15 protein-coding genes and 1 riboswitch are annotated in these 22064 nt (G+C 71.8%); of the genes, 1 reads left to right on the top strand and 14 read right to left on the bottom strand.

Going from position 1 to position 22064, the window contains the following annotated elements; translation table 11 throughout:
- Positions 1–26: 26 nt before the first annotated feature.
- From KS03_RS05905 to KS03_RS05840, 14 genes are all read right to left on the bottom strand, one after another.
- Complete coding sequence (locus KS03_RS05905) at positions 27–1331, bottom strand: voltage-gated chloride channel family protein (RefSeq protein ID WP_045678796.1); 1305 nt, start codon at positions 1329–1331, stop codon at positions 27–29.
- A gap of 83 nt (positions 1332–1414) precedes the next feature.
- A riboswitch (Fluoride riboswitch) is annotated at positions 1415–1483 on the bottom strand.
- A gap of 181 nt (positions 1484–1664) precedes the next feature.
- Positions 1665–1850 (bottom strand): CsbD family protein, encoded by a 186-nt coding sequence (locus KS03_RS05900; protein ID WP_015877715.1) that lies wholly within the window; start codon positions 1848–1850, stop codon positions 1665–1667.
- A gap of 189 nt (positions 1851–2039) precedes the next feature.
- Entirely contained in the window at positions 2040–3629 is a 1590-nt protein-coding gene (locus tag KS03_RS05895; protein WP_015877716.1) for a helix-turn-helix transcriptional regulator, read from the bottom strand.
- Positions 3630–3818: 189 nt separating this feature from the next.
- Positions 3819–4844 carry a chemotaxis response regulator protein-glutamate methylesterase gene (gene cheB / locus KS03_RS05890; protein WP_017433817.1) on the bottom strand — a complete coding sequence of 342 codons (1026 nt, stop codon included), beginning with the start codon at positions 4842–4844 and terminating at the stop codon, positions 3819–3821.
- Positions 4841–7336: a hybrid sensor histidine kinase/response regulator gene (locus KS03_RS05885; protein ID WP_015877718.1), complete on the bottom strand. Its 2496-nt coding sequence runs from the start codon at positions 7334–7336 to the stop codon at positions 4841–4843. The genes cheB and KS03_RS05885 overlap by 4 nt, the downstream gene beginning before the upstream one ends.
- Positions 7333–8058, bottom strand: coding sequence for a chemotaxis protein CheW (locus KS03_RS05880; protein ID WP_015877719.1), 726 nt, complete (start codon positions 8056–8058; stop codon positions 7333–7335). Before KS03_RS05880 ends, KS03_RS05885 begins: the two co-directional genes overlap by 4 nt.
- Entirely contained in the window at positions 8042–9571 is a 1530-nt protein-coding gene (locus KS03_RS05875) for a CheR family methyltransferase (protein WP_039203802.1), read from the bottom strand. The genes KS03_RS05880 and KS03_RS05875 overlap by 17 nt, the downstream gene beginning before the upstream one ends.
- Positions 9568–10083, bottom strand: a complete 516-nt coding sequence (locus KS03_RS05870; RefSeq protein ID WP_015877721.1) for a chemotaxis protein CheW — start codon at positions 10081–10083, stop codon at positions 9568–9570. The genes KS03_RS05875 and KS03_RS05870 overlap by 4 nt, the downstream gene beginning before the upstream one ends.
- Positions 10084–10103: 20 nt before the next feature.
- The gene (locus KS03_RS05865; RefSeq protein WP_015877722.1) at positions 10104–11783 is read right to left on the bottom strand and encodes a methyl-accepting chemotaxis protein; all 1680 of its coding nucleotides are present in this window, start codon (positions 11781–11783) and stop codon (positions 10104–10106) included.
- A gap of 234 nt (positions 11784–12017) precedes the next feature.
- On the bottom strand, positions 12018–13115 hold the full coding sequence (locus KS03_RS05860) for a hybrid sensor histidine kinase/response regulator (protein ID WP_015877723.1): 1098 nt from the start codon (positions 13113–13115) through the stop codon (positions 12018–12020).
- Positions 13116–13574: 459 nt separating this feature from the next.
- On the bottom strand, positions 13575–15011 hold the full coding sequence (locus KS03_RS05855) for an aldehyde dehydrogenase family protein (RefSeq protein WP_015877724.1): 1437 nt from the start codon (positions 15009–15011) through the stop codon (positions 13575–13577).
- A 51-nt stretch (positions 15012–15062) separates the two neighbouring features.
- The gene (locus tag KS03_RS05850; RefSeq protein ID WP_017923256.1) at positions 15063–16703 is read right to left on the bottom strand and encodes an acetolactate synthase large subunit; all 1641 of its coding nucleotides are present in this window, start codon (positions 16701–16703) and stop codon (positions 15063–15065) included.
- 240 nt (positions 16704–16943) lie between these two features.
- On the bottom strand, positions 16944–18527 hold the full coding sequence (locus tag KS03_RS05845; RefSeq protein WP_015877726.1) for a Na+/H+ antiporter: 1584 nt from the start codon (positions 18525–18527) through the stop codon (positions 16944–16946).
- A gap of 125 nt (positions 18528–18652) precedes the next feature.
- On the bottom strand, positions 18653–19942 hold the full coding sequence (locus KS03_RS05840) for a DUF445 domain-containing protein (RefSeq protein WP_015877727.1): 1290 nt from the start codon (positions 19940–19942) through the stop codon (positions 18653–18655).
- Between the two features lie 396 nt (positions 19943–20338).
- On the opposite strand from KS03_RS05840, the gene KS03_RS05835 reads away from it, so the two are divergent.
- Positions 20339–21970 (top strand): phospholipase D family protein, encoded by a 1632-nt coding sequence (locus KS03_RS05835; protein ID WP_015877728.1) that lies wholly within the window; start codon positions 20339–20341, stop codon positions 21968–21970.
- Positions 21971–22064 lie beyond the last annotated feature (94 nt).

The following is a 22064-nucleotide window of genomic DNA, read 5'->3' as shown; positions in this document are numbered from 1 at the left end:
CTCGACCGTTGCGCCGGCTCGCGCGCTCAACCCGCCGGGTCGCGCTCGCGCCTCGTCGCCACGCGCCGCGCCGCCAGATCGGCGAGCCGCCCGCTCGCGTCGAGCCACGGATACTTCGCATGGCCGATGCGCTGCGCGCGATAGATGCCGGTATGCCCCGAGAACAGATAGGCCACCACGCAGGCGAGCGCCGCGAACACGCCGATCGGCGCGCCGAACAGTTCGATGGCCATGATCGTCGAGGCGATCGGGGTGTTGGCCGCGCCGGCGAACACGGCCACGAAGCCGAGCCCGGCCAGCACCGGCAGCGGCAGCGCGAGCAGGTGCGAAAGCGCGTTGCCGAGCGTCGCGCCGATGTAGAACAGCGGCGTGACCTCGCCGCCCTTGAAGCCCGAGGCGAGCGTGACCAACGTGAACGCGAACTTGCCGGCGAACTCGTAGACCGGCAACGGCCCGCGAAAAGCGGCCTCGATGGTGGGAATGCCGAGCCCGAGGTACTGCGGCACCGCGAGCGCGCCGCCCGCCAGCGCCACCAGCGCGCCGCCCGCCACGGGCCGCAGCGGTGCGTAGGGAATCCAGCGCTTGAACCGCGCGCCGAGCGCGTGCGTGGCGTCGGCGAACAGCATGCCCACCACGCCGAAGGCGAGGCCCGCGATGATCGCCGAGGCCGCGGTGGCCAGGCTCAGCGCCGGCACGAACGGCACGGGATAGAGCGGATGATGGATGCCCCACCATCGGCACACCGCGTCGGCGACGATCGCGGCGGCCACGCACGGCAGCAGCGCGTCGTAGCGCAGGCGCCCGATCGCCAGCACCTCCAGGCCGAACACGGCGCCCGCCAGCGGCGTGCCGAACACCGACGAGAAACCGGCGGCGATGCCGGCCATCAGCAGGATGCGGCGCGTCTCGGCCTGCACGCGCAGCAGCCGCGCGAGGCGCTCGGCGAGCGCGCCGCCCATCTGCACGGCGGTGCCCTCGCGGCCCGCCGAGCCGCCGAACAGATGCGTGACGACGGTGGCGAGCATCACCAGCGGCGCCATGCGCGTCGGCACCGCGCGCGCGGGATCGTGGATCTCGTCGATCAGCAGGTTGTTGCCGCCCTCCACCGCGCTGCCGAAGCGCAGGTAGAACCAGCCGGTGGCGAAGCCGGCCGCAGGCAGCAGCGCCAGCAGCCACGGATGCGCGAGCCGCGTGCCGGTGGCCAGGTCGAGCAGCTGGAGGAACAGCGCCGACGCGCTGCCGGCCAGCGCGCCGACCCCGGACGACAGGGCGAGCCAGCGGCCGAGCGCGCGCAGCATCGCGAACTGCTCGACGGTTTTCAAAGCTTTCATGGTGTTCAGGTTCGACAGGACATCAAACCCGGGCGGCAGGACGACGCTTGCGATCAAGACGGCCCACGACCTCCTGTTCCCAGGAATCCGTAGGCATCATCAGCCGGCTGAGCGGCGGTTGGGGGCGGAGGCATGCCATCTCCGCAGCGCGGATTCTACGCGACAGGCCGCGCGGCCGGCAAGCGCCCGCTCGCGTCTGCCGCCGCCGCGGCCGGGAGCGCCCCGCCCGATGCGAAAACGCCCCGCCGCGCGAGATGGCGCGGCGGGGCGTGAGCCGTGCGGCCCTGCCCGCCCGGCGGGCGGGCGCCGGGCCGGCAACGGGTCAAAACCGCCTCAGTGCAGCTTCGAGTGCTTGCGGATCGCGTCGGCGGTCTGGCCTGCCTTCTCCTGCAGCTTGCCCTGGGTCTTCTCGGCCACGCCTTCCGCCTCGGTCTTGCGGTCGCCCGTCAGCTTGCCGAGCGCTTCCTTCACCGAGCCCTTCACCTGCTTGAGCTTGCCGTCGATTCGGTTCTTGTCCATGGTCGACTCCTTCGAGAGATTCGTCGGGGGAACCGGCCACGCTGGCCGTGGGCCGCGAGCCGGGAGTCACCATGATCGCGCCGCCGCGCGCGTCGCGGCAGGTGCAGATGGGCCAGCGCCGCTAGTGCATTCGCACCGGCCGCCCCGGTATTTTTTTCAAGAATATTTCCCGATCGATTCGATTTGCCTTCATTTTCGCGCCGGTCTGCGCGGCGTGCGGCCGGACTTCGATGCCGCTTTCGGCGCCGCCTCGGCGGGGTTTGCCGCCCCCGGATCGGCGCCGACGATGCCGCGCTCGCGCGCCCAGACGATCGCCTCGCCGCGGCTGTGCACGTCGAGCTTGGTGTAGATCGTGGCGACGTGGTTGCGCACCGTGTTCGGCGCGAGGCCGAGCCGGTTCGCGATTTCCTTGTCGGGCAGCCCGTGGCAGAGCAGGTCGAACACGTCGCGCTCGCGCGCGGTCAGGTCGGCGAGCTGCGCGCCGGCATCGGGCGCCTTGGCGCGGCGCACGTTGGCGAGCTTCTCGATCAGCGTGCGGCTGAACCACGAGGCGTCCTGCATGGCCGTCTCGATCGCCTGGATCAGTTCCATCTCGGTGCGCTTGCGCTCGCTGATGTCGAGCAGCGCCATCAGAATGCAGTCCTGGCCGTGGATCGCCACCGCGTCGGCCGACACCACGCAGTCGCGCAGGTCGCCGTCGCGCGTCGTCACCTGCACGTCGCGCATGCGCACCACGGCCTCGCCCTCCAGCGCCGCCGCGATCTCGCGCAGCGCGCCGGGGTCGGCCCACAGGCCGATCTCGTCGGCCGCGCGGCCGAGCAGTTCGCCCTGCTCGTGGCCCGTCATCGCGACGAACGCGTCGTTCAGGTCGAGGATCTCGAAGCGCTCGGCGGTCAGCATCGCCATCGCCACGGGCGCCATCCGGAACGCCTTGGCGAAGCGCTCCTCGCTCTGGCGCAGCGCCATCTCGGCCTGCTTGCGCGGCTCCAGGTCGGTGAACGTGAACAGCATGCAGGCGTCGTCGCCCAGGTCGATCGGCTGGCCGGACACGATCACGGCGTGGTCGCCGCCGTCGGCGGTGCGCAGCAGCGCCTCCATCGGCGGGATCGTCATGCCCTCGCCGAGCCGCTCGACGGCCAGCTCGCGATGCTCGGCGCGATCGAACACGTCGAGCTCGTAGACCGAGCGGCCGATCACGTCGTCGAGCGCATGGCGCGTCATGTCGAGGAAGCCCTGGTTCACCTTCACGTAGCGGAAATCACTGAGCCGGCAGATCGCGGCCGGCGAGGGGTTGGCGTTGAAGGTGCGCTCGAAGCGCTGCTCGGCGCTGGCCCACTCGGTGGCGTCGTGCAGCACCAGCGCGAGACAGTCGGGCTCGCCGGCCGCGTTGGTCAGCACCAGGCTGCGAATCCGGTGCACCCAGCGCTGCGATTCGTCGGCGGCCGCCTCCACCTCCACCGTCACGTCGCTGAACTGCTCGCCGCTGATCACCCGGTCGATCGGATACTGGCCCTGCCGCACCGGGTCGTGGTTGGTGTCGCGCAGCCGGAAGCGCTCGCGGTATTCGGTCACGTCGGCGCCGAGCTCGGCGAGCGTGGCCACCCCGTGCATCGCGAGCGCGGCCTCGTTGGCCCAGACGATGCGCTGGTCGGGCTCGACCAGGATCACGCCCTCGGTCAGCCCGGCGATGATCTGATGCAGCTGGCGCCGGTCGGTGTGGGTCTTCAGCGCCTGCTCGTCGGCCGGCGCGGGTTGATGTTCGTTGGCGGGTTGGGTCATCGACGGGTGCGTTCGGTAGGGACGCCGGGCCAGGCCGGAAACGAGGGGGATGCGCGACATGGTGGGGTACCGGACGTGGAGACCCCCCAGGGCGAGCACGCCACGTGCCCACCCTGCCGCGACCGCTTGCGCGGCCCGCTCTCGCCCGCCGGGCGGGCCTGGCGGGCCGCGCAAGCGGCGTGCCCCGGTTCAGCGCGGGCGCGGCGCGCGCTGTAATTGCGACATCAGACGCTCCGCGATGCGCTCGAGCGGCAGGATCGCCGAGGCCGCGTCGATCGCCGCGGCGGCTTTCGGCATGCCGTAGACGGCGCTGGTCGCGGCGTCCTGCGCGATGGTGTAGAAGCCCTTGGCGCGCATCGCCTTCAGGCCGAGCGCGCCGTCGCGGCCCATGCCGGTCAGCAGCACGCCGAGCGCCTCGCCGCGCCACCACTCGGCGACGCTGTGGAAGAACACGTCCACCGACGGCCGGTACGGCGTCTCCTCCGGATAGCGGGTGTAGCCGAGCTGGCCGCGCGAGTTCAGCTGCAGGTGGTCGTTGGTGGCGGCCAGCAGCACCTCGCCGCGCTGCGGCGCGCCGCCGGCCCTGGCGATGCGCACCGGCAGCCGCGTGAAGCCGTCGAGCCACTCGGCCATGCCGATCGCGAACGCCTGATCGACGTGCTGCACGATCACGATCGCGGCCGGGAAATCCTCGGGCAGCGGCTTGAGCAGCGCCGCGAGCGCGGTCGGGCCGCCCGCCGACGCGCCGATCGCCACCAGCGGCGGCTGCGCGAGCGCCGCCGAGCCGGCCGGCTGCGACGGCGGCAGCAGCGGCCCGCGCGTGGCGAGCAGCCGGCCGATCTGGTCGATCTTGGCCAGCAGCGGCTGCGATTCGTTGGCGATCATGCCTTGCGCGAGCGTGGGCGTATCCACCGCGTCGAGCGCGCCGGCCCCCATCGCCTCGTAGATGGTGGCCTTGTTGGCGTCCACGCTGGCCGTGACGATCAGGATCGCGCACGGCCAGCGCTCCATGATGCGCCGCGTGGCGGCCACGCCGTCCACCTTCGGCATGACCAGGTCCATCAGCACCAGGTCGGGCGGGTTGGCCTGACAGAAATCCACCGCCTGCTCGCCGTCGGCGGCCACCCACAGCACGCGATGGTCGGGCCGGTGCGCGATGGCGCGGCGCAGCGCGGCGACGGCGAGCGGTAAATCGTTGACGATGCCGATGTTCATGACGTCGCCTCTCCGATCAGATCGTGGACGGCGTCGAGCAGCGCCTCGTCGTGGAAGCTGCCCTTCGCCAGATAATAGTCGGCGCCGGCGTCGAGCCCGCGCCGGCGGTCCTCGTCGCGGTCCTTGTACGACACGATCATGACCGGCACGCCTTGCAGCAGCGGGTCGCGCTTGATCAGCGTGACGAGCTCGATGCCGTCCATGCGCGGCATGTCGATGTCGGTCACGACGAGGTCGAAGGTGTCGCTGCGGATCGCGTTCCAGCCGTCCATGCCGTCGACGGCGATCGTCACCGCGTAGCCGCGCTTCTCGAGCAGCTTGCGTTCGAGCTCGCGCACCGTCAGCGAATCGTCCACCACCAGCACCTGCTTGCGGCGCCGCGCGAGCGCGCCGTCGGCGCCGCTGCGCAGCTTGGTCAGCTGGCCGCCGCGAATCAGCTTGTCGATCGAGCGCACCAGATCCTCGACATCGACGATCAGCACCGGATCGCCGTTCTCGAGCAGCGCGCCGGCCGCGACGTTGCGGATCTTCTGCAGCCGGGCATCGAGCGGCTGCACCACCAGCATGCGCTCGCCGAGGAAGCGGTCCACCGCCACGCCGTAGGTCTCCGGCTCGGTGCCGACCACCACCACGGCCGTGTTCGCGCGCACGCCCTCGGGCTCGCCCGCGTCGAACAGCTGGTGCGCGGTGACCAGCCCGACGCGGCGCTCGTCGAGCGAGAAGTGCTGCTGGCCCTCGAGCACGTCGATCGAGCCGCGTTCGAGCTGCAGCGCGCGCCGCACGTGGACCAGCGGGAACGCATAGGGCTCGCCGCCCACCTCGACCAGCAGGCTGCGGATCACCGACAGCGTGAGCGGCAGCTGCAGCACGAAGCGCATGCCCTGGCCCGGCTCGTTGAAGATCCGCACCGCGCCGCGCACGCGCTTGACCATCTCGTGGACCGCGTCGAGGCCGACGCCGCGGCCCGACACGTCGGTCACCTGCTCGCGCATCGAGAAGCCCGGCAGCAGCAGGAATTCGAGCACCTCGGCATCGGTCAGCCGCGCGGCCGTCTCGGCGTCGGTGAGCCGCTGGCGCACGATCGCGGCGCGCACCGCCGCGAGATCGGCACCGGGGCCGTCGTCGGTCACGCTGACGAGCAGCGAGCCGGCACTGTGGCGCGCCTCGAGCGTGATGACGGCCTCGGCCGGCTTGCCGCGCGCGAGCCGCGTCTCGGGCGGCTCGACGCCATGGTCGAGCGCGTTGCGCAGCAGGTGGCCGAGCGGCGCGTCGAGCAGGTCGAGCAGGTCGCGATCGACCTGGGTGGTCTCGCCGACGATCGCGAAGCGCACGCGCTTGCCGAGCGAGCGCGCCAGATCGCGGACCATGCGCGGATAGGCGCGCGTGGCATCGCCGAACGGGCGCATCCGGCACTGCAGCGCCTCGTCGTAGAGCTGCTCGGCGATGTGCATGCTGCGCCGCTCGAAGCGGTCCAGGTCGTCCATGCGGGCCGCGAACGTGCGCTGCAGGTCGTTGAGCATCTGCCGGACCTCGCTCATCGCGGCCTCGCGGGCCGGGTCGAGATCGTCGGCGAGCGCGTCGTACAAGGCATCGAGCGCGCGGGCCGCGTCGCGCTGGGTGCGCCGCATGCGTTGCATCGATTCGGCGAACGGCTTGAGCCAGCGCGATTCCACCAGCGATTCGCCCGCCAGGCTCAGCAGCCGGTTCAGGCTGTCGGCGCGCACGCGGCGCATCTGGCCGGCGTCGCCGCCCGGCTCGGGCGCCGCCGGCGCCTCGGACGGCGGTGCCGGCGGTGCCGGCGGCCTCGCGGCCGGCGCCGCGTCGGCGGCCAGCCGCAGCTGGGCGGCCAGATCGGCCGGCCGCGCCGCTTCGGCCTCGCGCGGCCCGGCGCCGGCGGCCAACGATCCGCCCGGCACGCCGGCTGTGTCGGACGCCCCGGCGCCCGGCGCGTCGAGCCGCAGCAGCGCGGACAGATCCGCCAGCGCCGGGAAATCGGCGCTGCCCGGCGCGTCGGCCGACAGCGCCGAGACGGCCCCCGAGGCGAAGCCCGGCGGCAGCGGCGCGGCCGCATCCGGCGCCGCGCGCCCGGCATCGCCGGCACCGTCGGCATGGGCAAGCGCGACCGCGAACGCGTCGATCTCGATCGGCGTGACCGACGCGGCGCGGCGCGGATCGCCGACCCGCACCAGCAGGTCCACGCCCATCAGCAGCGCGTCGATGTGGCTCGCGCCGAGCACGCGCTCGCCGCGCTGCGCGCCGACGAAGCAATCCTCCATGCGCCCGGCGATCTCCACGCCCTGCGGCACGCCGACGATGCGCGCGGCGCCCTTCAGGGAATGCGCCGCGCGCATGCAGGCCTCGAATGCGGCCGCGTCCTGCGCGCCATGTTCGAGCGCGAGCAACTGCCGCGACAGCGCCTCGGTCTGGGTCTGGGTCTCCTCCTGGTACAGCTCGAGCAGCGACTGGCGGCTCAGGTCGTCGTCTTGGCTCATCGCAGGCTCCGCAACAACGATTCGAACAGCCGCTCCTCGTCGATCAGCCCGACGATCCGCTCGCGCCAGACGAACACGCCGCGCGTGTGCGCGCTGCCGGCGCGCGCCACGGTGGCCGGCGTGGCCGCGCGGTCGGCGGCGCCGAAGCGCAGCACGCCCTCGACGGCGTCGACCGGGAACACCACCGGCTCGCCGCGATGCGCGACCACCAGCATGCGCCGGAAGCCGGCGCGCGCGTCGCCGGCCGCGCGCGGCGCGCCGGTTTCGAGGCCGAGCAGCTCGGCGAGCGACACCGCGATGCGCAGCGTGCCGCGCACGTTGACGATGCCGAGCACCGCGCGGGCGCGACGGTCCGGCAGCGAATGGACCGGCCGGTCGTCGACGATCTGGCGCACCACCTCGGTGGGCAGCGCGAGCCATTCGTCGGCCACCCGGAACGCCAGCACCGACTGGCGTGCGCCCGCCTCCGGCCCGGTGCGCCCGAACTCCGGCGCGACCGGCTCCGAGACGCGCTGCGCGGCCTGGGCGAGATCGTCGGCGGATAGCGGGCGGTCGAGCAGCCGCGCCGCGTTGCGCGCGAACACGGGGCAGTTCAGGCAGCGCGAGACCTCGCTCAGGCGTTCGCACGAATGGTCGCCGCGCACGCCGATGCGGTTCCAGCAATCGTCGATCGCGCCCGGCGCCAGGTCGGGCGCGCGCCCGGTTTCAGCGGCGTCGTGCATGGCTGCGTCCTCCCGGTTCGCCGTGCTTGCCGGCCTGCGCGTCGGCGCGGCGCGCGCGCTCCTTCAGCCAGCGCGCGCCTTCGTGGTCGCCGGCGATGTCGAGCAGCGTCGCCAGGTGGGTGAGCGCCTCGCGATGGGTGGGCGCCAGGTACAGCGCCTTGCGGTAATGCGCGACGGCGCCCGGCTGCCCCTGCGCGTCGGCGATCAGGCCGAGCAGGTAGTAGGCGTCGGCGCTCGGGCCGGCTTCGTCCAGCACGGCGCGGACCGCGCGCTCGGCCGCCTCGAACTGGCCCGCGTCGGCGAGCGCGCGGGCCGCCTCGAGCGAGCCGGCGCGCGCCGGCGCGGGCGACGCGGGAACCGCCAGCGAGCAACGCGTCGAGGCGACGGCGCCGAGCACGGCGGGCGCGCGCGGCGGCCGGCCGGGCGCACCGCTCCGGCCCGCGCCCGCGAAACCGGCCCCGCCCTCGGGCGCGCCGGCCGGACGCGGCGCGGCTCCGGGCAGCGGCCGCGCCAGCTCGCCCGACCCCGCGCGCGCGGCCGGCTCGGGCGGTGCGACGAGCGTCGGCCGCGCACCGACGGGCGGCGGCGGCGCGGTGCCGAAGCCGGCGCGGCCGGCGGCCACCGGCGCTGCCGGCACGGCGGCGGCGCGCCGCGCCTGGCGGCGAAAACCGAAGGCGAGCGGAATCCTCGCCGAACTCATGCCGTAGCGCATCACGACCCCGGTTTCGGCGGGGCCGACGAACAGCAGGCCGTCGTCGGCAAGCCGCGCATCGAGCGTGCGCAGCACGCGCTCCTGAGCGCCGCGGTCGAAATAGATCAGCACGTTGCGGCAGAAAATGAAGTCGTAGCGCGACGCGTCGTCGGTGTCGAGGTCGAGGTCGAGCAGGTTGGCATGGCGGAACTGCACGCAGTCGCGAATCCGCTCGTGCAGGCGCCAGCCGTGGGCGGTCGGCTCGAAGTGGCGGGCGCGGAACTCGAGCGCGTGGCCGCGAAACGAGTTGCGGCCGTATTCGCCGCGCCGCGCGTGCTCGATCGCGCGCGCGCTGATGTCGAGCGCATCGATTCGCAGCTGCGCCGCGTCGAGGCCGGCATCGATCAGCGCCATCGCCGCCGTATAGGGCTCCTCGCCCGTCGAGCACGGCGCGCTCAGCACCTGCACCGGCTGCGAGGGCCGCGTGCGCAGCCGCTCCACGGCCAGCGCGGCGAGCGCGGCGAACGCCTCGCGCTCGCGGAAGAACCAGGTCTCCGGCACCACGAACAGCTCGATCAGCGCGTGCCGCTCGGCAGCCGACGCGTTCAGCAGCTGCCAGTAGGCGTCGAGCTCGGCCGGCGACGGCTGCCAGGCGCGCGCCACCGCCGCCAGCTCGCGCGCGGCGTCGCCGCCGAACGTCGCGCCGATCCGCTCGGCCAGCGCGCGCGCGACGAAATCGGCGCCGAGCGAAGCCGGATCGATGCCGGTCTCGCGCGACAGCCATGCATGGAAACGCGCCTCGAAACCGCCCGCCGCCTTCATGCCTGGCCTCCGGCCGGCTCCGGCCGCGCCTGGCGCGCGGCCGCGAACAGCAGCGCGCGCGCCTCGGGGCCGAGCAGATGGCGCACCGTCACCCACTGCACCACGCCATGCGCGTCGTGCGCCACCGGCCCGAGCCAGCGCGCGTGCGGCGTATCGATGCCGCCGTCGCGGAACGCCGCGCGCTCGAAGCGCGCCGTCTGCGTGCCGTGCTCGACGATCAGGCCGAGCCGGCGCTCGTCGTCGGCCTGCGCGGGCTCGGCGTCGGTGGCCAGCGGCAGGCGCACCCGCACGATCACGAGCCGGGTCGAGCGGATGCGCGCCGAGGCACGGCCCAGCGCGAGCCGCGTCACGTCGAGCACCAGCACCGGCTCGCCGCGATGGATCAGGATGCCCGCCACCCAGTCGGGTGCGCCCGGGATCGGCTTGGTCCCGGCGAGCGGCAGCACCTCGGCGACGTCGGCCACGTCGAGCGCGTAGCGCACGCCGTCGAGCTCGAACAGCAGGAACAGCATGGCGCGGCGGGCCTCGGTGCTCACGCCTCGACCTTGAAGCGCGACACGCTGGTGCGCAGCGCGTTGGCCACCAGCGTCAGGTCGTCGATCGCCTGCGACGACTGGCGCAGCGATTCGGCCGTCTGCTGGGCCGCCTCGGACAGCTGCGAGAGCGCCTGGGTGATCTGCTCGGCGCCGCTCGCCTGGGTCTGCATGCCCTCGTTGACGAGCTGGAAGCGCGGCGCGAGCGTCTGCACTTCGTGGATGATCTGCGAGAGCTGCGAGCCCACCTGCTGCACGTCGAGCATGCCGCGCCGCACTTCCTCGGAGAACTTGTCCATGCCCATCACGCCGGCCGACACCGCCGACTGGATCTCCTTGACGGTCTGCTCGATGTCGTAGGTGGCCACCGCGGTCTGGTCGGCGAGGCGGCGGATCTCGGTGGCGACCACCGCGAAGCCGCGGCCGTATTCGCCGGCCTTCTCGGCCTCGATCGCCGCGTTCAGCGACAGCAGGTTGGTCTGGTCGGCGACCTTCGTGATGGTGGCCACCACCTGGTTGATGTTGAGCGCCTTCTCGTTGAGGATCGCGAGCTTGGCGTTGACCGAGCCGGCCGCGTCCATCACGCTGCGCATGGTCTCGCCCATCTGCGTGAGGCCGCTCTGGCTCAGGCCCGCGAGCGAGGCCGACTGCTCGGCCACCGACGACACCTCGTTCATGGTGCGCAGCAAGTCGCGCGAAGTCGCGAAGATCTCGCGCGAGGTCGCGCCGATCTCGGTGGTGGTGGCGGCCGTCTCGTTGGCGGTGGCCTGCTGCTCGCGCGAGGTGGCGGCGATCTCGGCCACCGAGGTGGTGACCTGCAGCGACGACTGCTGGGCCTGCGCGACCAGCGTGGTCAGCTCGTCGGCCATCCGGTTGAAGCCGGTCTCGAGCATGTTGAACTCGTCGTGGCGGCGCAGGTCGAGCCGCCGGGTCAGGTCGCCCGTGCGCATCACGTCGTGGACGTCGACCAGCTCGGTCATCGGCCGCATCACGGCGCGGTACAGGAGCCAGCCGAGCACGGCCGAGCAGATCAGCACCACGGCCAGCACGGTGGCGAGCGTGACCTCGGTGCCGTACACCGATTCGCGGATCATCTGCGCCGACTGGTCGGCGAACGTGCGGTTCTCGGTGACCAGCACGTTGGCATTGCGGATCACGTCCTCCCAGACCGGCGTGACGCGCCCGTAGGCCACCACCGCGTCGGCATGGGCACCCGTGCGCGCCTTCTGCACGGCGTCGGCCAGAAGCGGCAGATAGCGATCGTAGACAGCGCGGAAGGTGGCGAAGCGGGCGCGGTCCTCGTCGCGGAACGTGGCGTTCTGGTACGCGGTCGAGAGCTTCTCGAACGACTCCAGCATGCCGGGGATGCGGTCGAGATCGCGGCGCGAGGCCTCCGAATCGGGATCGACGAAGATCGCCCGCTGCATCGCCGTATACGACTCGTTGGCGGCCGCACGCAGCGAGGTGGCCAGATAGACGCCCGGCAGCGAGTCGCGCTGGATGCTGACCGTCTCCTGGTCGATCGAGCGCAGCTGGGTGTAGGACAGGCCCGCCATCAGCAGCATCAGCACGAACAGCACGCCGAAGCTGAGCAGGATCCGGTTGCCGAGCGTGATCCGCGCACCGACGGGGGGCTGGGAACGACGTTCGGCGCTTGCGCGAGGCGACACGTTGGCCATGTTTCGATATGGGTAGTCTGCAGATGCGTTCAGGAGCCGCCGACCGGCGGGCGCGAGCCAGCAAAGTGTACTTTCTTTATGGCCGCCGAGACAGCCCGGGCCGCCCCGTCCGGCACCGGATCGCATTCCGGCGCACCGGCCACCCGCCACCACCCGCCACCACCTGCCGCCACCCACGCGCACCGACCGCGCGCCTGCGGCCGCCGGCGCGCGGCCCGGCCGCCCGGCGCCGGCTCAGCGCGCCGCACGCGCCTTGGGCAGCCCCAGCCCGGCCATGAAACCGCGCGGCGTGTAGCGCATCAGCAGTGCGCCGCCGTGCTTCGTGGCGGTGGCGCGCACGAACGCGAGGCCGAGCCCGAAGCCGCCCTTCTGCGAGTCCGGGCCGTGCGTGAGCCGCACGAACGATTCGGTGGCGCTCGCGCGCTGCGCCGGCGCGATCCCCTCGCCCTCGTCCTCCACGCCGATCAGCCAGCGCTCGCCGTCGTCGGCGATCAGGCCGCGCACCTCGGAGGCGGGCGGCGCGTACTTCAGCGCGTTGTCGATCAGGTTCGCCAGCGCGCGCGTGAGCATCATCCGGTCCCCGACGCAGAGACACTCGGCCTCCGGAAGCACCACCTTCACGCGGCTGCCGGTGGCGGCCGCCTTCTCCCAGAGCTGGTCGGCCGCGTCGAGCAGCACCTCGTTGAGGCACACCAGCTCGCTCGGCCGCTTCTCCGACTGCGCGCGCGTGAGCTGGATGAAGCCGTCGGCCAGCGCGAGCGCGCGCCGCGCATGCACCTCGATGCGCTCGAGCAGCATCGGCATCTCGCCGTGCGTCGCGCGATAGCCCTCCAGCAGCGAGAGGATCGAGGCCTGCGGCGCGCGCATGTCGTGCGAGAGGAAGTCGAGCACCTCGTCGCGCTGGCGCAGCATGTGGTACGAGTTCGAGTGGTAGCGGATCCGCGCGATCATCTCGATCGGGTCCGGCAGCTTCACGAGGTAGTCGTTCGCGCCGGCCACGAATGCCTCGCGCTTGGCGAGCGGATCGTCGTTGATCGACAGCACGATGATCGGCACCTGCGCGGTGGCCGCCTCGGCGCGCCAGGCGCGCACCAGCTCCAGCCCGTCGACGCCGGGCATCACCAGATCCTGCAGGATCACGGTGGGGCGCAGCGTGCGGCCCAGTTCGAGCGCGCTGCCGGCATCGCCGCAGACATGCAGCGCGATGTCGGTCTCGGCGGCCAGCAGCCGGCGGATCACCTCGCCGACGAAGGCCTGGTCGTCGACGAGCAGCACAGAGATGCCGGATTCGTAAGAATCCGATGCGTAGTTCGTGTGAGTCATTCCATTCATCGCATCGCGAATGCCATCGCCTTGCGGCCGCGGCAGACGGCGGGTTCGCCGGGCGCGGGCACCCGCACCGCCGACGTCCTTGCTAGCGCATCCCCGGTTACGAATCGCCGGTTTTGCACGGCATTGATTCTTTTAAGTAAATATAAGCCGATGATTTTAAATGATTTTCCTTCCAGCCATACAACAATGACGGAATCGGGCCGCAAACGGTGGGATTACCGCGACAGGGGAAGGTTCACGGCACGCGGGACTTGACGGAAGCGGCAAAGGCGGGGAAGGCGCCGGCGCCGGGCGGCACCGGCGCGGCGCGAGCCGGGCGAACCCGCGGGCCTCGGGCGGCAGCGGCGAGACCGGGGGGGAGGCGGCGGGAATGCCCGCCAAGCGGGCAACGCCGGCCGGCCAGGGCGTGCGGCCCGCGCCGAGGCGCCGCCGGCTGGCTGCGGGCCGCCCGGGGCGGGATCAGGACGGCTTGCGGATCACCATCAGGCGCGGCTCGGTCATGTCCTCCATCGCATAGCGCACGCCCTCGCGGCCGAGGCCCGAATCCTTGACGCCGCCGTAGGGCATGTTGTCGACGCGAAACGAGGGCACGTCGTTGATCACCACGCCGCCCACCTCGAGCTCGTCCCAGGCGCGATGCGCGTGCGCGAGCGAATCGGTGAACACGCCGGCCTGCAGGCCGAAGTCGCTGTCGTTGACGCGCGCGAGCGCCTCGTCGAAGTGCTCGAACGGCTCGAGCAGCGCGACCGGCCCGAACGCCTCCTTGCGGTAGAGGTCCTGCTCGCGGCCGACGTGCTCGAGCAGCGTCGCCTCGAACATCACGCCGTCCACCCTGCCGCCCGCCACGATCTTCGCGCCGGCGCCGACCGCCTGCTCCATCCAGCCCGCCAGCCGCTTCGCCTCGGACTCGGAGATCATCGGCCCGACGAAGGTCTGCGGGTCCTTCGGGTCGCCCATCCTGAGCGCGCGCGTCCTCGCGATCAGCTTCTCGCGCAGCGCGTCGTAAAGGCTGGCGTGGGCCAGGATGCGCTGCACGCCGATGCAGCTCTGGCCGGACTGGTAGAACGCGCCGAAGATCAGCCGCTCCACCACGTAGTCGAGCCGCTCGCGCTGGTCCGCGTCGACGATCGCGGCCGCGTTGCCGCCCAGCTCGAGCACCACTTTCTTCTTGCCGGCCTTCTGCTTCAGGTCCCAGCCCACCGCCGGCGAGCCCGTGAACGACAGCAGCTTGAAACGCGCGTCGGTGGTAAACAGGTCCGCGCCGTCGCGGTGCGCGGGCAGCACCGAGAACGCGCCCTTCGGCAGGTCGGTCTCGGCCAGCACCTCGCCGATGATCAGCGCGCCGATCGGCGTGCGGCTGGCCGGCTTGAGCACGAACGGGCAGCCCACCGCGAGGGCCGGCGCGACCTTGTGTGCCGTGAGATTCAGCGGGAAGTTGAACGGCGAGATGAACGAGCAGGGCCCGATCGGCACGCGTTTCGTGTAGCCCGAATAGCCCTGCGCGCGCTTCGAGATCTCGAGGTTCACGAGCTCGCCGCCGATGCGCACCGATTCCTCGGCGGCCACCCGGAAGGTGTCGATCAGGCGCGTGACCTCGCCCTTGGCATCGTTGATCGGCTTGCCGGCCTCGACGCAGAGCGCGTCGGCCAGCTCGTCGAAGCGCTCGCGAAAGCGCGCGACGCAATGGTCGAGCACGGCCTGGCGGCGGAACGCGGGCCAGTCGCGCAGCGGCCTGCACGCCTCGACGGCGGCCGCGATCGCGGCGTCGATCGCCTTCGCGTCGGCCAGCGCGACGCGCGTGGCCACCTTGCCGCTGTACTTGTCGGTCACCTCGAGATCGGTGTTGGCGTACACGGCCTCGTTGGCGAGGTAGTACGGATAGGATTCCTTCAGCATGGGATGCCTCCGTGCGGTAAAGACGGTGGGGAACAAGGGCGCGGCGGCCGTTCAGAGCTGCGCGGACAGGCGCGGGATCTCGCGGTTCAGGATCTTCTCGTTGTCCGAGTAGTCGATCGGCACGTCGACCAGATGCACGCCCGGGCTCGCGAGGCAGTGCGCGAGCAAGGGCGCGAGCGCGTCGGCCGATTCCGCGCGATGGCCCTGCGCGCCGTAGCTTTGCGCATAGGCGACGAAGTCGGGATTGTCGAGCGTCATCGCATAGTCGGGGAAGTTCATGTTCTCCTGCTTCCAGCGGATCATGCCGAACGCGTCGTCGCGCAGCACCAGCACCAGCAGGTCGAGCTTCAGGCGCACCGCCGTCTCCAGCTCCTGCGAATTCATCATGAAGCCGCCGTCGCCGCAGATCGCCACCACCTTCCGGTGCGGATGAACGATCTTGGTGGCGATCGCCGAGGGCAGCCCGGCGCCCATCGAGGCGAGCGCGTTGTCGAGCAGCAGCGAGTTCGGCTCGTGGGCGCGCCAGTAGCGCGCGAACCAGATCTTGTACATGCCGTTGTCGAGGCAGGCGATGCCGTCCGCAGGCAGCGCGCCGTACAGGTCGTGCACCACCCGCACCGGATGCAGCGGGTAGCGCGGATCGTCCTCGCCCTTTCTCAGGTGCGCGTCGAAGCGCGCCTTGATCAGCATGAAGCGCGAGAAGTCCCATTGCGGCGGCTCGGCCAGCACCTCCTTGATCTGCCAGACCGCGTTGGCGATGTCGCCCACCACCTCGATCTGCGGGAAATAGACCGGATCGACCTGCGCGCCGAGAAAATTGACGTGAATCACCGTGCGGTCGCCGCCGCGCATGAAGAACGGCGGCTTCTCGATCACGTCGTGGCCGACGTTGATGATGCAGTCGGCATGGTCGATCGCGCGATGCACGAAGTCGCCGTCCGACAGCGTGGCGTTGCCGAGCCAGAGCGGATGCGATTCGTCGATCACGCCCTTGCCCATCTGCGTCGTGAAGAACGGGATGCCGGTGGCGTCGACGAATTCGCGCAGCATCTTGCAGCAGGTCTTGCGGTTGCCGCCCGCGCCGATCATCAGGAGCGGATGGCGTGCCTGGCGGATCGCCGCCACCGCGCGCGCCACCGCCTTTTGCTCGGCCACCGGGCGGCGGCTGTAGCTGGCCGGGATCGGCTTGCCGTCGCCCTCCTCGTGCGCGATGTCCTCGGGCAGTTCGAGGTGGGTCGCGCCGGGGCGCTCGTCCTCGGCGCGCCGGAACGCCTCGCGCACCACCGACGGGATATGGCCGATCGACACGATCTGGCGCGTGAGCTTGGTGAGCGGCTGCATCATGTCGACCACGTCGACGATCTGGAAATGGCCCTGCTTGCTGGTCTTGATCGGCTTCTGGCCGGTGACCATCAGCATCGGCATGCCGCCCAGCTGCGCGTAGGCGGCGGCCGTGACGAGGTTGGTGGCGCCCGGGCCGAGCGTGGACAGGCACACGCCGGCCTTGCCGGTGAGCCGCCCGTAGGTGGCGGCCATGAAGCCCGCCGCCTGCTCGTGGCGCGTCAGCACCAGCTTGATGCGCGAGTGCCGAATCGATTCGAGCAGATCGAGATTTTCTTCGCCGGGGATGCCGAATACGTATTCGACGCCCTCCGCTTCCAGTGCCTTGACGAACAGATCGGATGCCTTCATGGGGACGCTCTCGGTGAATGCCGCGTGCCGGCTTCCGGCGCACGGCGTGGCAGACACCCGCGTCGGCCTACGACGCGGGCGGCTCGTTACCTGCAGATTGGCCAATGCAAAAGCATGCCGTTGCGCGCGGCCGAACGTGGGGAAGCGAGGCCAGAGGCGCGCGGCGCGGCGGGCGATGGGTTCGATTGTAGGAGATCGGGGCGCGCGCTGCAGGCGGCGCAACCGGCGCCGCCGCGCCGCTCATTCCATGGCGTGGCGCGCCGTGACTTCCTGCAGGTCGAGGTCGTGTTCCAGCTCATGCAGGATCTCGTCGTGGATCAGCCCGCCGCGGTGCATCTTCAGCATCTCGGCACGCCCGGCCGAGACCGCCGCGAGCACCACGTCGTAGTGCGCGTGGACGTCCTGCGCCGGGAACGCGGCGGCGTGCTCGAAGCGCTCGGCCATCGCCGCGCGGTAGGTGTACTGCTCGAGCAGGCGCGGATGCACGACCTTGCCGGCGGCGTCGCGCACCAGCGGCTCGATCGCCGCGAGCTGCGCGCGCGCGAGCCGGGCCCAGGCCTGCGGCCCGCTCAGGTGGCGCGCGTCCGGCCCATGGGCATCGCGCGGCGCGACCAGCCGGATCAGCGGGCCGATGGTGGTCCCCTGCAGCAGCACCGTGACCAGGATCACCGCGAACGCGGCCACCAGGATCATGTCGCGGCCCGGCATCGCCTCGGGCAGCGACAGCGCGATGGCCAGCGTCACCACCCCACGCATGCCGGCCCAGCTCATCACGGTGGCCGCGCGCCAGTCGGCGCGCGGCTGCGCGTGGCCGAGCCAGCGGCGCGGCAGCTTCAGCGCCTCGACCGCGAACACCCAGACGAAGCGCGAGCCGATCACGGCGGCCAGCACCGCGAGCAGGGCCGGCGTCATGGTGGCGAACACCGCGCCGAAGCCGCCCAGGCGCAGCATCACGCCGCGCAGCGACAGCCCGATCAGCACGAACACCAGCGCCTCCAGCAGGAACACCATGATCTGCCAGAACGCCGTGGAGCGGACCCGCACCGTGGCGCTGAAGACCTCGTGCTGATGCCAGCCGAGCATCATGCCCATCGTGACGGCCGAGATCAAGCCCGACACCTCCAGCGTCTCGCCGGCGATGTAGCTGACCCAGCCGCCGAGCACGGCGGTCGTGACGATCAGGTATTCGTCGGACAACAACCGAATGAACCGGATCAGCAGCCAGCCGATGATGAAGCCCACCGCCACGCCGCCCAGCGCGAGCTCCGCGAAGCGCACCACCGCGCCCTCGAAGCTGAACGCGCCGGTCAGCGCGGCGGCCACCGCGAAGCGGAACAGCACCAGGCCGGCCGCGTCGTTGAGCAGGCTCTCGCCTTCGAGCAGCACCATCAGCCGGCGCGGCAGCGCGACCCGTTCGAGCACGGCCTTGGCGGCCACCGCATCGGGCGGCGAGACGATCGCGCCGAGCGTGAAGCAGGCCGCCCACGGCAGCGCCGGCACGGCCCAATGCACGGCCACGCCCACCGCGAGCGTGGTGAACACCACCGCGCCGATCGCCAGCAGCATGATGCCGCCCAGGTTGCGCTTGAACTCCTCCCAGACCGAGAAATACGCGCCGTCCACCAGCAGCGGCGGCAGGAACACGATCAGCACCAGATCGGGATCGAGATTGACGGGCGGCAGGCCCGGCACGAACGCGATGCCCGCGCCGCCCACCAGCAGCGCGGCGGCCGGCGGCAGCCGCAGCTTCTTGGCGACGAGCTCGAGCACGACGATCGCGGCAAACGACAGCAGGACCAGTTTGAAGACGGACACGGCGGACACGGGCACTCCCTCACGCGGATGAATGGCGGCTTGCGGCCGCGCGATTACACCACAACGCGTCGCGCCACGGTGATAAGCGCCGGCGGGGCGGGGCGCACCCGGCATGCAGGCGGCCTGCGCCGGGCTCAGTGCGGCGGCACCCAGGCGCCGGCCCAGCGCGCCGCGCAGGTCACCAGATACAGCGCGAGCCCGATCAGGCCGCCCACCACCGTGCCGTTGATGCGAATGCTCTGCAGGTCGCGGCCGATGTTGAGCTCGACCTGACGCGACATCTCCGCCGGGTCCCAGTTGCGGACCGTGTCGCCGATATGGCGCGTGAGGAAGGCGGCGAACTCGGGCGCCAGCTCGGCGGCGGCCTTCTCGACGTGCTCGTTCATCGAGGCTCGCAGCGCCGGGCTCGCCGCGAGCCGCTCGCCGAGCCAGCCGCCGAGCGCGGCGGCCTGCCGGTGCAGCAGCGAATCCTGGCGCGCGAGATCTGCCTTGAGCCAGTCGCGCAGTTGGGCCCAGAGCTCGGCCACGTAGCCGGTGAACGCCTCGCCGTCGCGCAGGTAGCGCTTCAGCTCCTCGCCCTTCTCGAGAAACCGCGGGTCCGTCTTGAGACGCTCGACCAGCCGCTCGGCGGCCGCATCGAAGCTGCGCCGCAATTGATGGTCCGGATCCTCGCCGATCTGCACCAGCACGCGCGTGACGATGTTCGCGATCAGCTCGGCACCGCTCTCGCTGATCCAGGCGGTCGGCATCACGCGCTCCATCTTGGGATAGCGGTCCTTCAGCCAATCGACGATATATGCGGCGATCGCGGCGCGCTTGTCGGGCTCGCGCAGCAGCGCCACCAGCTGCGCGATGCCGTCGTCGAGCAGCTGCTGGTGGCGCCCGTCGCGCGTCAGCGTCTCGAGGATCGCGCCCGCCGAGCGCGACAGGTCGAGCCGGTCGAGCGCGGCGCGCAGCGCGTCGCGGATGAAGCCGCGCACCCGCGCGTCGTCGACCAGGTCCAGCGCGAGGCTCGCGAGCCGCCCCACATAGCCGCCCAGCAGCGCCGTGTTGGCCGGCTCGACGAGCCACTGCGCGAGGCGCTCGGCCGGGTCGTGGCGCCGCATCAGCGCGACGATCGAGGCCGGATCGAGGAAGCGGTCATGGACGAACTGCGCGAGATTGTCGGCGATGCGTGCCTGGTTGCGCGGCACGATCTCGGTATGGCGCGATACGATCGGAATCGGCACGCGCCTGAACAGCGCCGCCACCGCGAACCAGTCGGCCAGCGCGCCGACCATCGCGGCCTCGGCCACGGCCTTCACGCCGCCCACCCAGCCCACGCCCGGAAACCACAGCGTGGCGACGAACACGACCGTCACGCCGATCAGCAATCCGAGCGCGCGCCGCTTGCTCGCCTGCAATTCCGCTGCCTTGTCCCGCATCGATTCCCGTCCCGGATCGTCAGCATCACGCCGCCCTCGCCGACGGGCGGCCCCCTGGTTGTTGCGTGCTCGCACGGCCGCGCCGCGGCGGCATGCCTCACGGCAGCCCGCGCGAGCCGTCCGATGGTACACCGGGGCCGCGGCCCGGCCACCGGCGCCGGCCGCGGCGGATGCCGGCACGGCCGCCCCTGCGCAAATCGCGTTCCCGCCGCCGCGGGCGCGCCACGCCCCACGGCCGCATGCGGCGCTGCCCGAGCGAGCCGGAGGCGGGCCGCGCCGGGGACCCGCTGCCGGTTGCCGCCGGCGGAGGGCGCCCGTAGAATCGTGGCGCACATCGCGCCCGGCACTCCCGCCCGCCGGCGCGCCACTCGCCTTGCTTCCCAAGGAGTCCGCAGCGTGCCGGCCATCCCCGTCCGTCGCGAGCCGCGCGTCCGCCGTCCGGCGCACCCGGCCCGCCGCTTCGCCGCAGCCGGCCTGGCCGCGCTCTGGCTCGCCGGCTGCGCCACGCATCCGCCCGCCACCACGCTGCCGCGCTCGGTCACGCATGCGCTGCCGCCGGACACGCCCACGCCGCTGCGCGAGGCGCTCGCCGCGCCCGAGCGCGCCCATCCGGGGCAGTCGGGCTTTCGCGTGCTGTCGGTGGGCACCGATGCGCTGCAGATGCGCATCGCGCTGGCGCGCGCGGCCACCAAGACGCTCGACATGCAGTACTACATCGCCACCGAGGACACCACCGGCAAGCTGCTGCTGGCCGCGGCGCTCTACGCGGCCGATCGCGGCGTGCGGGTGCGGATGCTGGTGGACGACCTGAACTTCAAGGACATCGGACAGGTGATGGCATCGCTGAACGCGCATCCCAACATCGAGATCCGCGTGTTCAATCCGTTCGGGGCGACCCAGCGCGGCGTGTTGGCGCGCACTGCCGATTTCGTCTCGAAGATCGACCGCTTCACGCGGCGCATGCACAACAAGGCGATGATCGCCGACAACCAGCTCGCGATCGTCGGCGGCCGCAACCTCGGCGACGAGTATTTCAGCGCCAGCCCGACGCTGCAGTTCCGCGATCTCGACGTGCTCGCGGCCGGCCCCGTCACGGCCGACATCTCGCGCAGCTTCGACACCTACTGGGCGAGCGCGAGCGCCTATCCGCTGCGCGCGCTCAATCATCAGCATTTCGATCCGCAGGATCTCGACCGCACGCGCGAAGCGCTGCGCGAGCACTGGCGCGAGAACGCCCGCCCCTACGACGCGAAGCCGCTGAACGCCACGCCGCTCGCCGACCAGATCGCGCGCGAGCAGCTCGGGCTGGTGTGGGCCGACGCGACGTTCGCGGTCGATTCGCCGGACAAGATCACGATGGCGCGCGGCACCTACCAGAGCCCGCCGATGCAGCAGCTGGCGAGGCTGACCCAGCAAGCGCGCCGCGAATTCCTGCTGATCTCGCCGTACTTCGTGCCGCACCAAGCCGGCGTCGAGGCGCTCGGCCGGCTCGTGGCGCGCGGCGTGCGGGTGGCGGTGCTGACCAATTCGCTCTCGGCCACCGACGCGGTAGCCGTGCAGGCCGGTTATGCGCCCTACCGCGTGCCGCTGCTCGAACGCGGCGTGGAGCTCTACGAGTTCCGCGCCGAGCAGCCGCAGGGCTCGACCGTGCGGATGTTCGGCTCGCAGTCGCGCTCGAGCCTGCATGCGAAAGCCTACGTGGTGGACCGCAGCACGCTCGTGATCGGCTCGCTCAATCTCGATCCGCGCTCGGCCTACCTCAACACCGAACTCGCGCTCGTGATCCGCAGCCCGAAGCTGGCGGGCGAGGTCGCCACGCTGTTCGACCAGGTTACGGCGCCGACCGAAAGCTACCGCGTGACGCTCGCCGATCCGTCGCCGTCGCCGAACGGCTGGCACTCGGCGCTCGTCTGGACCGACGTGGAACACGGCCAACAGCGCAGCTACAGCGTCGATCCGCACGCGGGGCTGCTGCGCAACGTGCTGACGGGCCTGTTCCGGATGCTGCCCGTGGACGGCCAGCTGTGAGGCGCCGGCGCGCGCCTCGCGGCGACGGCGACGGCGGCGGTCGGCCGCGCCAGCCCGCCTGAGCACGAACCGGGCGCGGCCGGCGCACGCGCGA

Source organism: Burkholderia glumae LMG 2196 = ATCC 33617 (assembly GCF_000960995.1).
Classification (GTDB): domain Bacteria; phylum Pseudomonadota; class Gammaproteobacteria; order Burkholderiales; family Burkholderiaceae; genus Burkholderia; species Burkholderia glumae.
Note: the sequence above shows the minus strand (reverse complement) of the source record. Positions and strands in the feature narration are given on the sequence as shown.

Coding starts and splice junctions, on each gene's coding strand:
- KS03_RS05865 (WP_015877722.1), bottom strand. CDS start 11,783: ATGGCCAACGTGTCGCCTCGCGCAAGCGCCGAACGTCGTTCCCAGCCC.
- KS03_RS05850 (WP_017923256.1), bottom strand. CDS start 16,703: ATGAAGGCATCCGATCTGTTCGTCAAGGCACTGGAAGCGGAGGGCGTC.
- KS03_RS05880 (WP_015877719.1), bottom strand. CDS start 8,058: ATGCACGACGCCGCTGAAACCGGGCGCGCGCCCGACCTGGCGCCGGGC.
- KS03_RS05855 (WP_015877724.1), bottom strand. CDS start 15,011: ATGCTGAAGGAATCCTATCCGTACTACCTCGCCAACGAGGCCGTGTAC.
- KS03_RS05840 (WP_015877727.1), bottom strand. CDS start 19,942: ATGCGGGACAAGGCAGCGGAATTGCAGGCGAGCAAGCGGCGCGCGCTC.
- KS03_RS05875 (WP_039203802.1), bottom strand. CDS start 9,571: ATGAAGGCGGCGGGCGGTTTCGAGGCGCGTTTCCATGCATGGCTGTCG.
- KS03_RS05885 (WP_015877718.1), bottom strand. CDS start 7,336: ATGAGCCAAGACGACGACCTGAGCCGCCAGTCGCTGCTCGAGCTGTAC.
- KS03_RS05895 (WP_015877716.1), bottom strand. CDS start 3,629: ATGACCCAACCCGCCAACGAACATCAACCCGCGCCGGCCGACGAGCAG.
- KS03_RS05870 (WP_015877721.1), bottom strand. CDS start 10,083: ATGCTGTTCCTGCTGTTCGAGCTCGACGGCGTGCGCTACGCGCTCGAC.
- KS03_RS05905 (WP_045678796.1), bottom strand. CDS start 1,331: ATGAAAGCTTTGAAAACCGTCGAGCAGTTCGCGATGCTGCGCGCGCTC.
- KS03_RS05900 (WP_015877715.1), bottom strand. CDS start 1,850: ATGGACAAGAACCGAATCGACGGCAAGCTCAAGCAGGTGAAGGGCTCG.
- KS03_RS05860 (WP_015877723.1), bottom strand. CDS start 13,115: ATGAATGGAATGACTCACACGAACTACGCATCGGATTCTTACGAATCC.
- cheB (WP_017433817.1), bottom strand. CDS start 4,844: ATGAACATCGGCATCGTCAACGATTTACCGCTCGCCGTCGCCGCGCTG.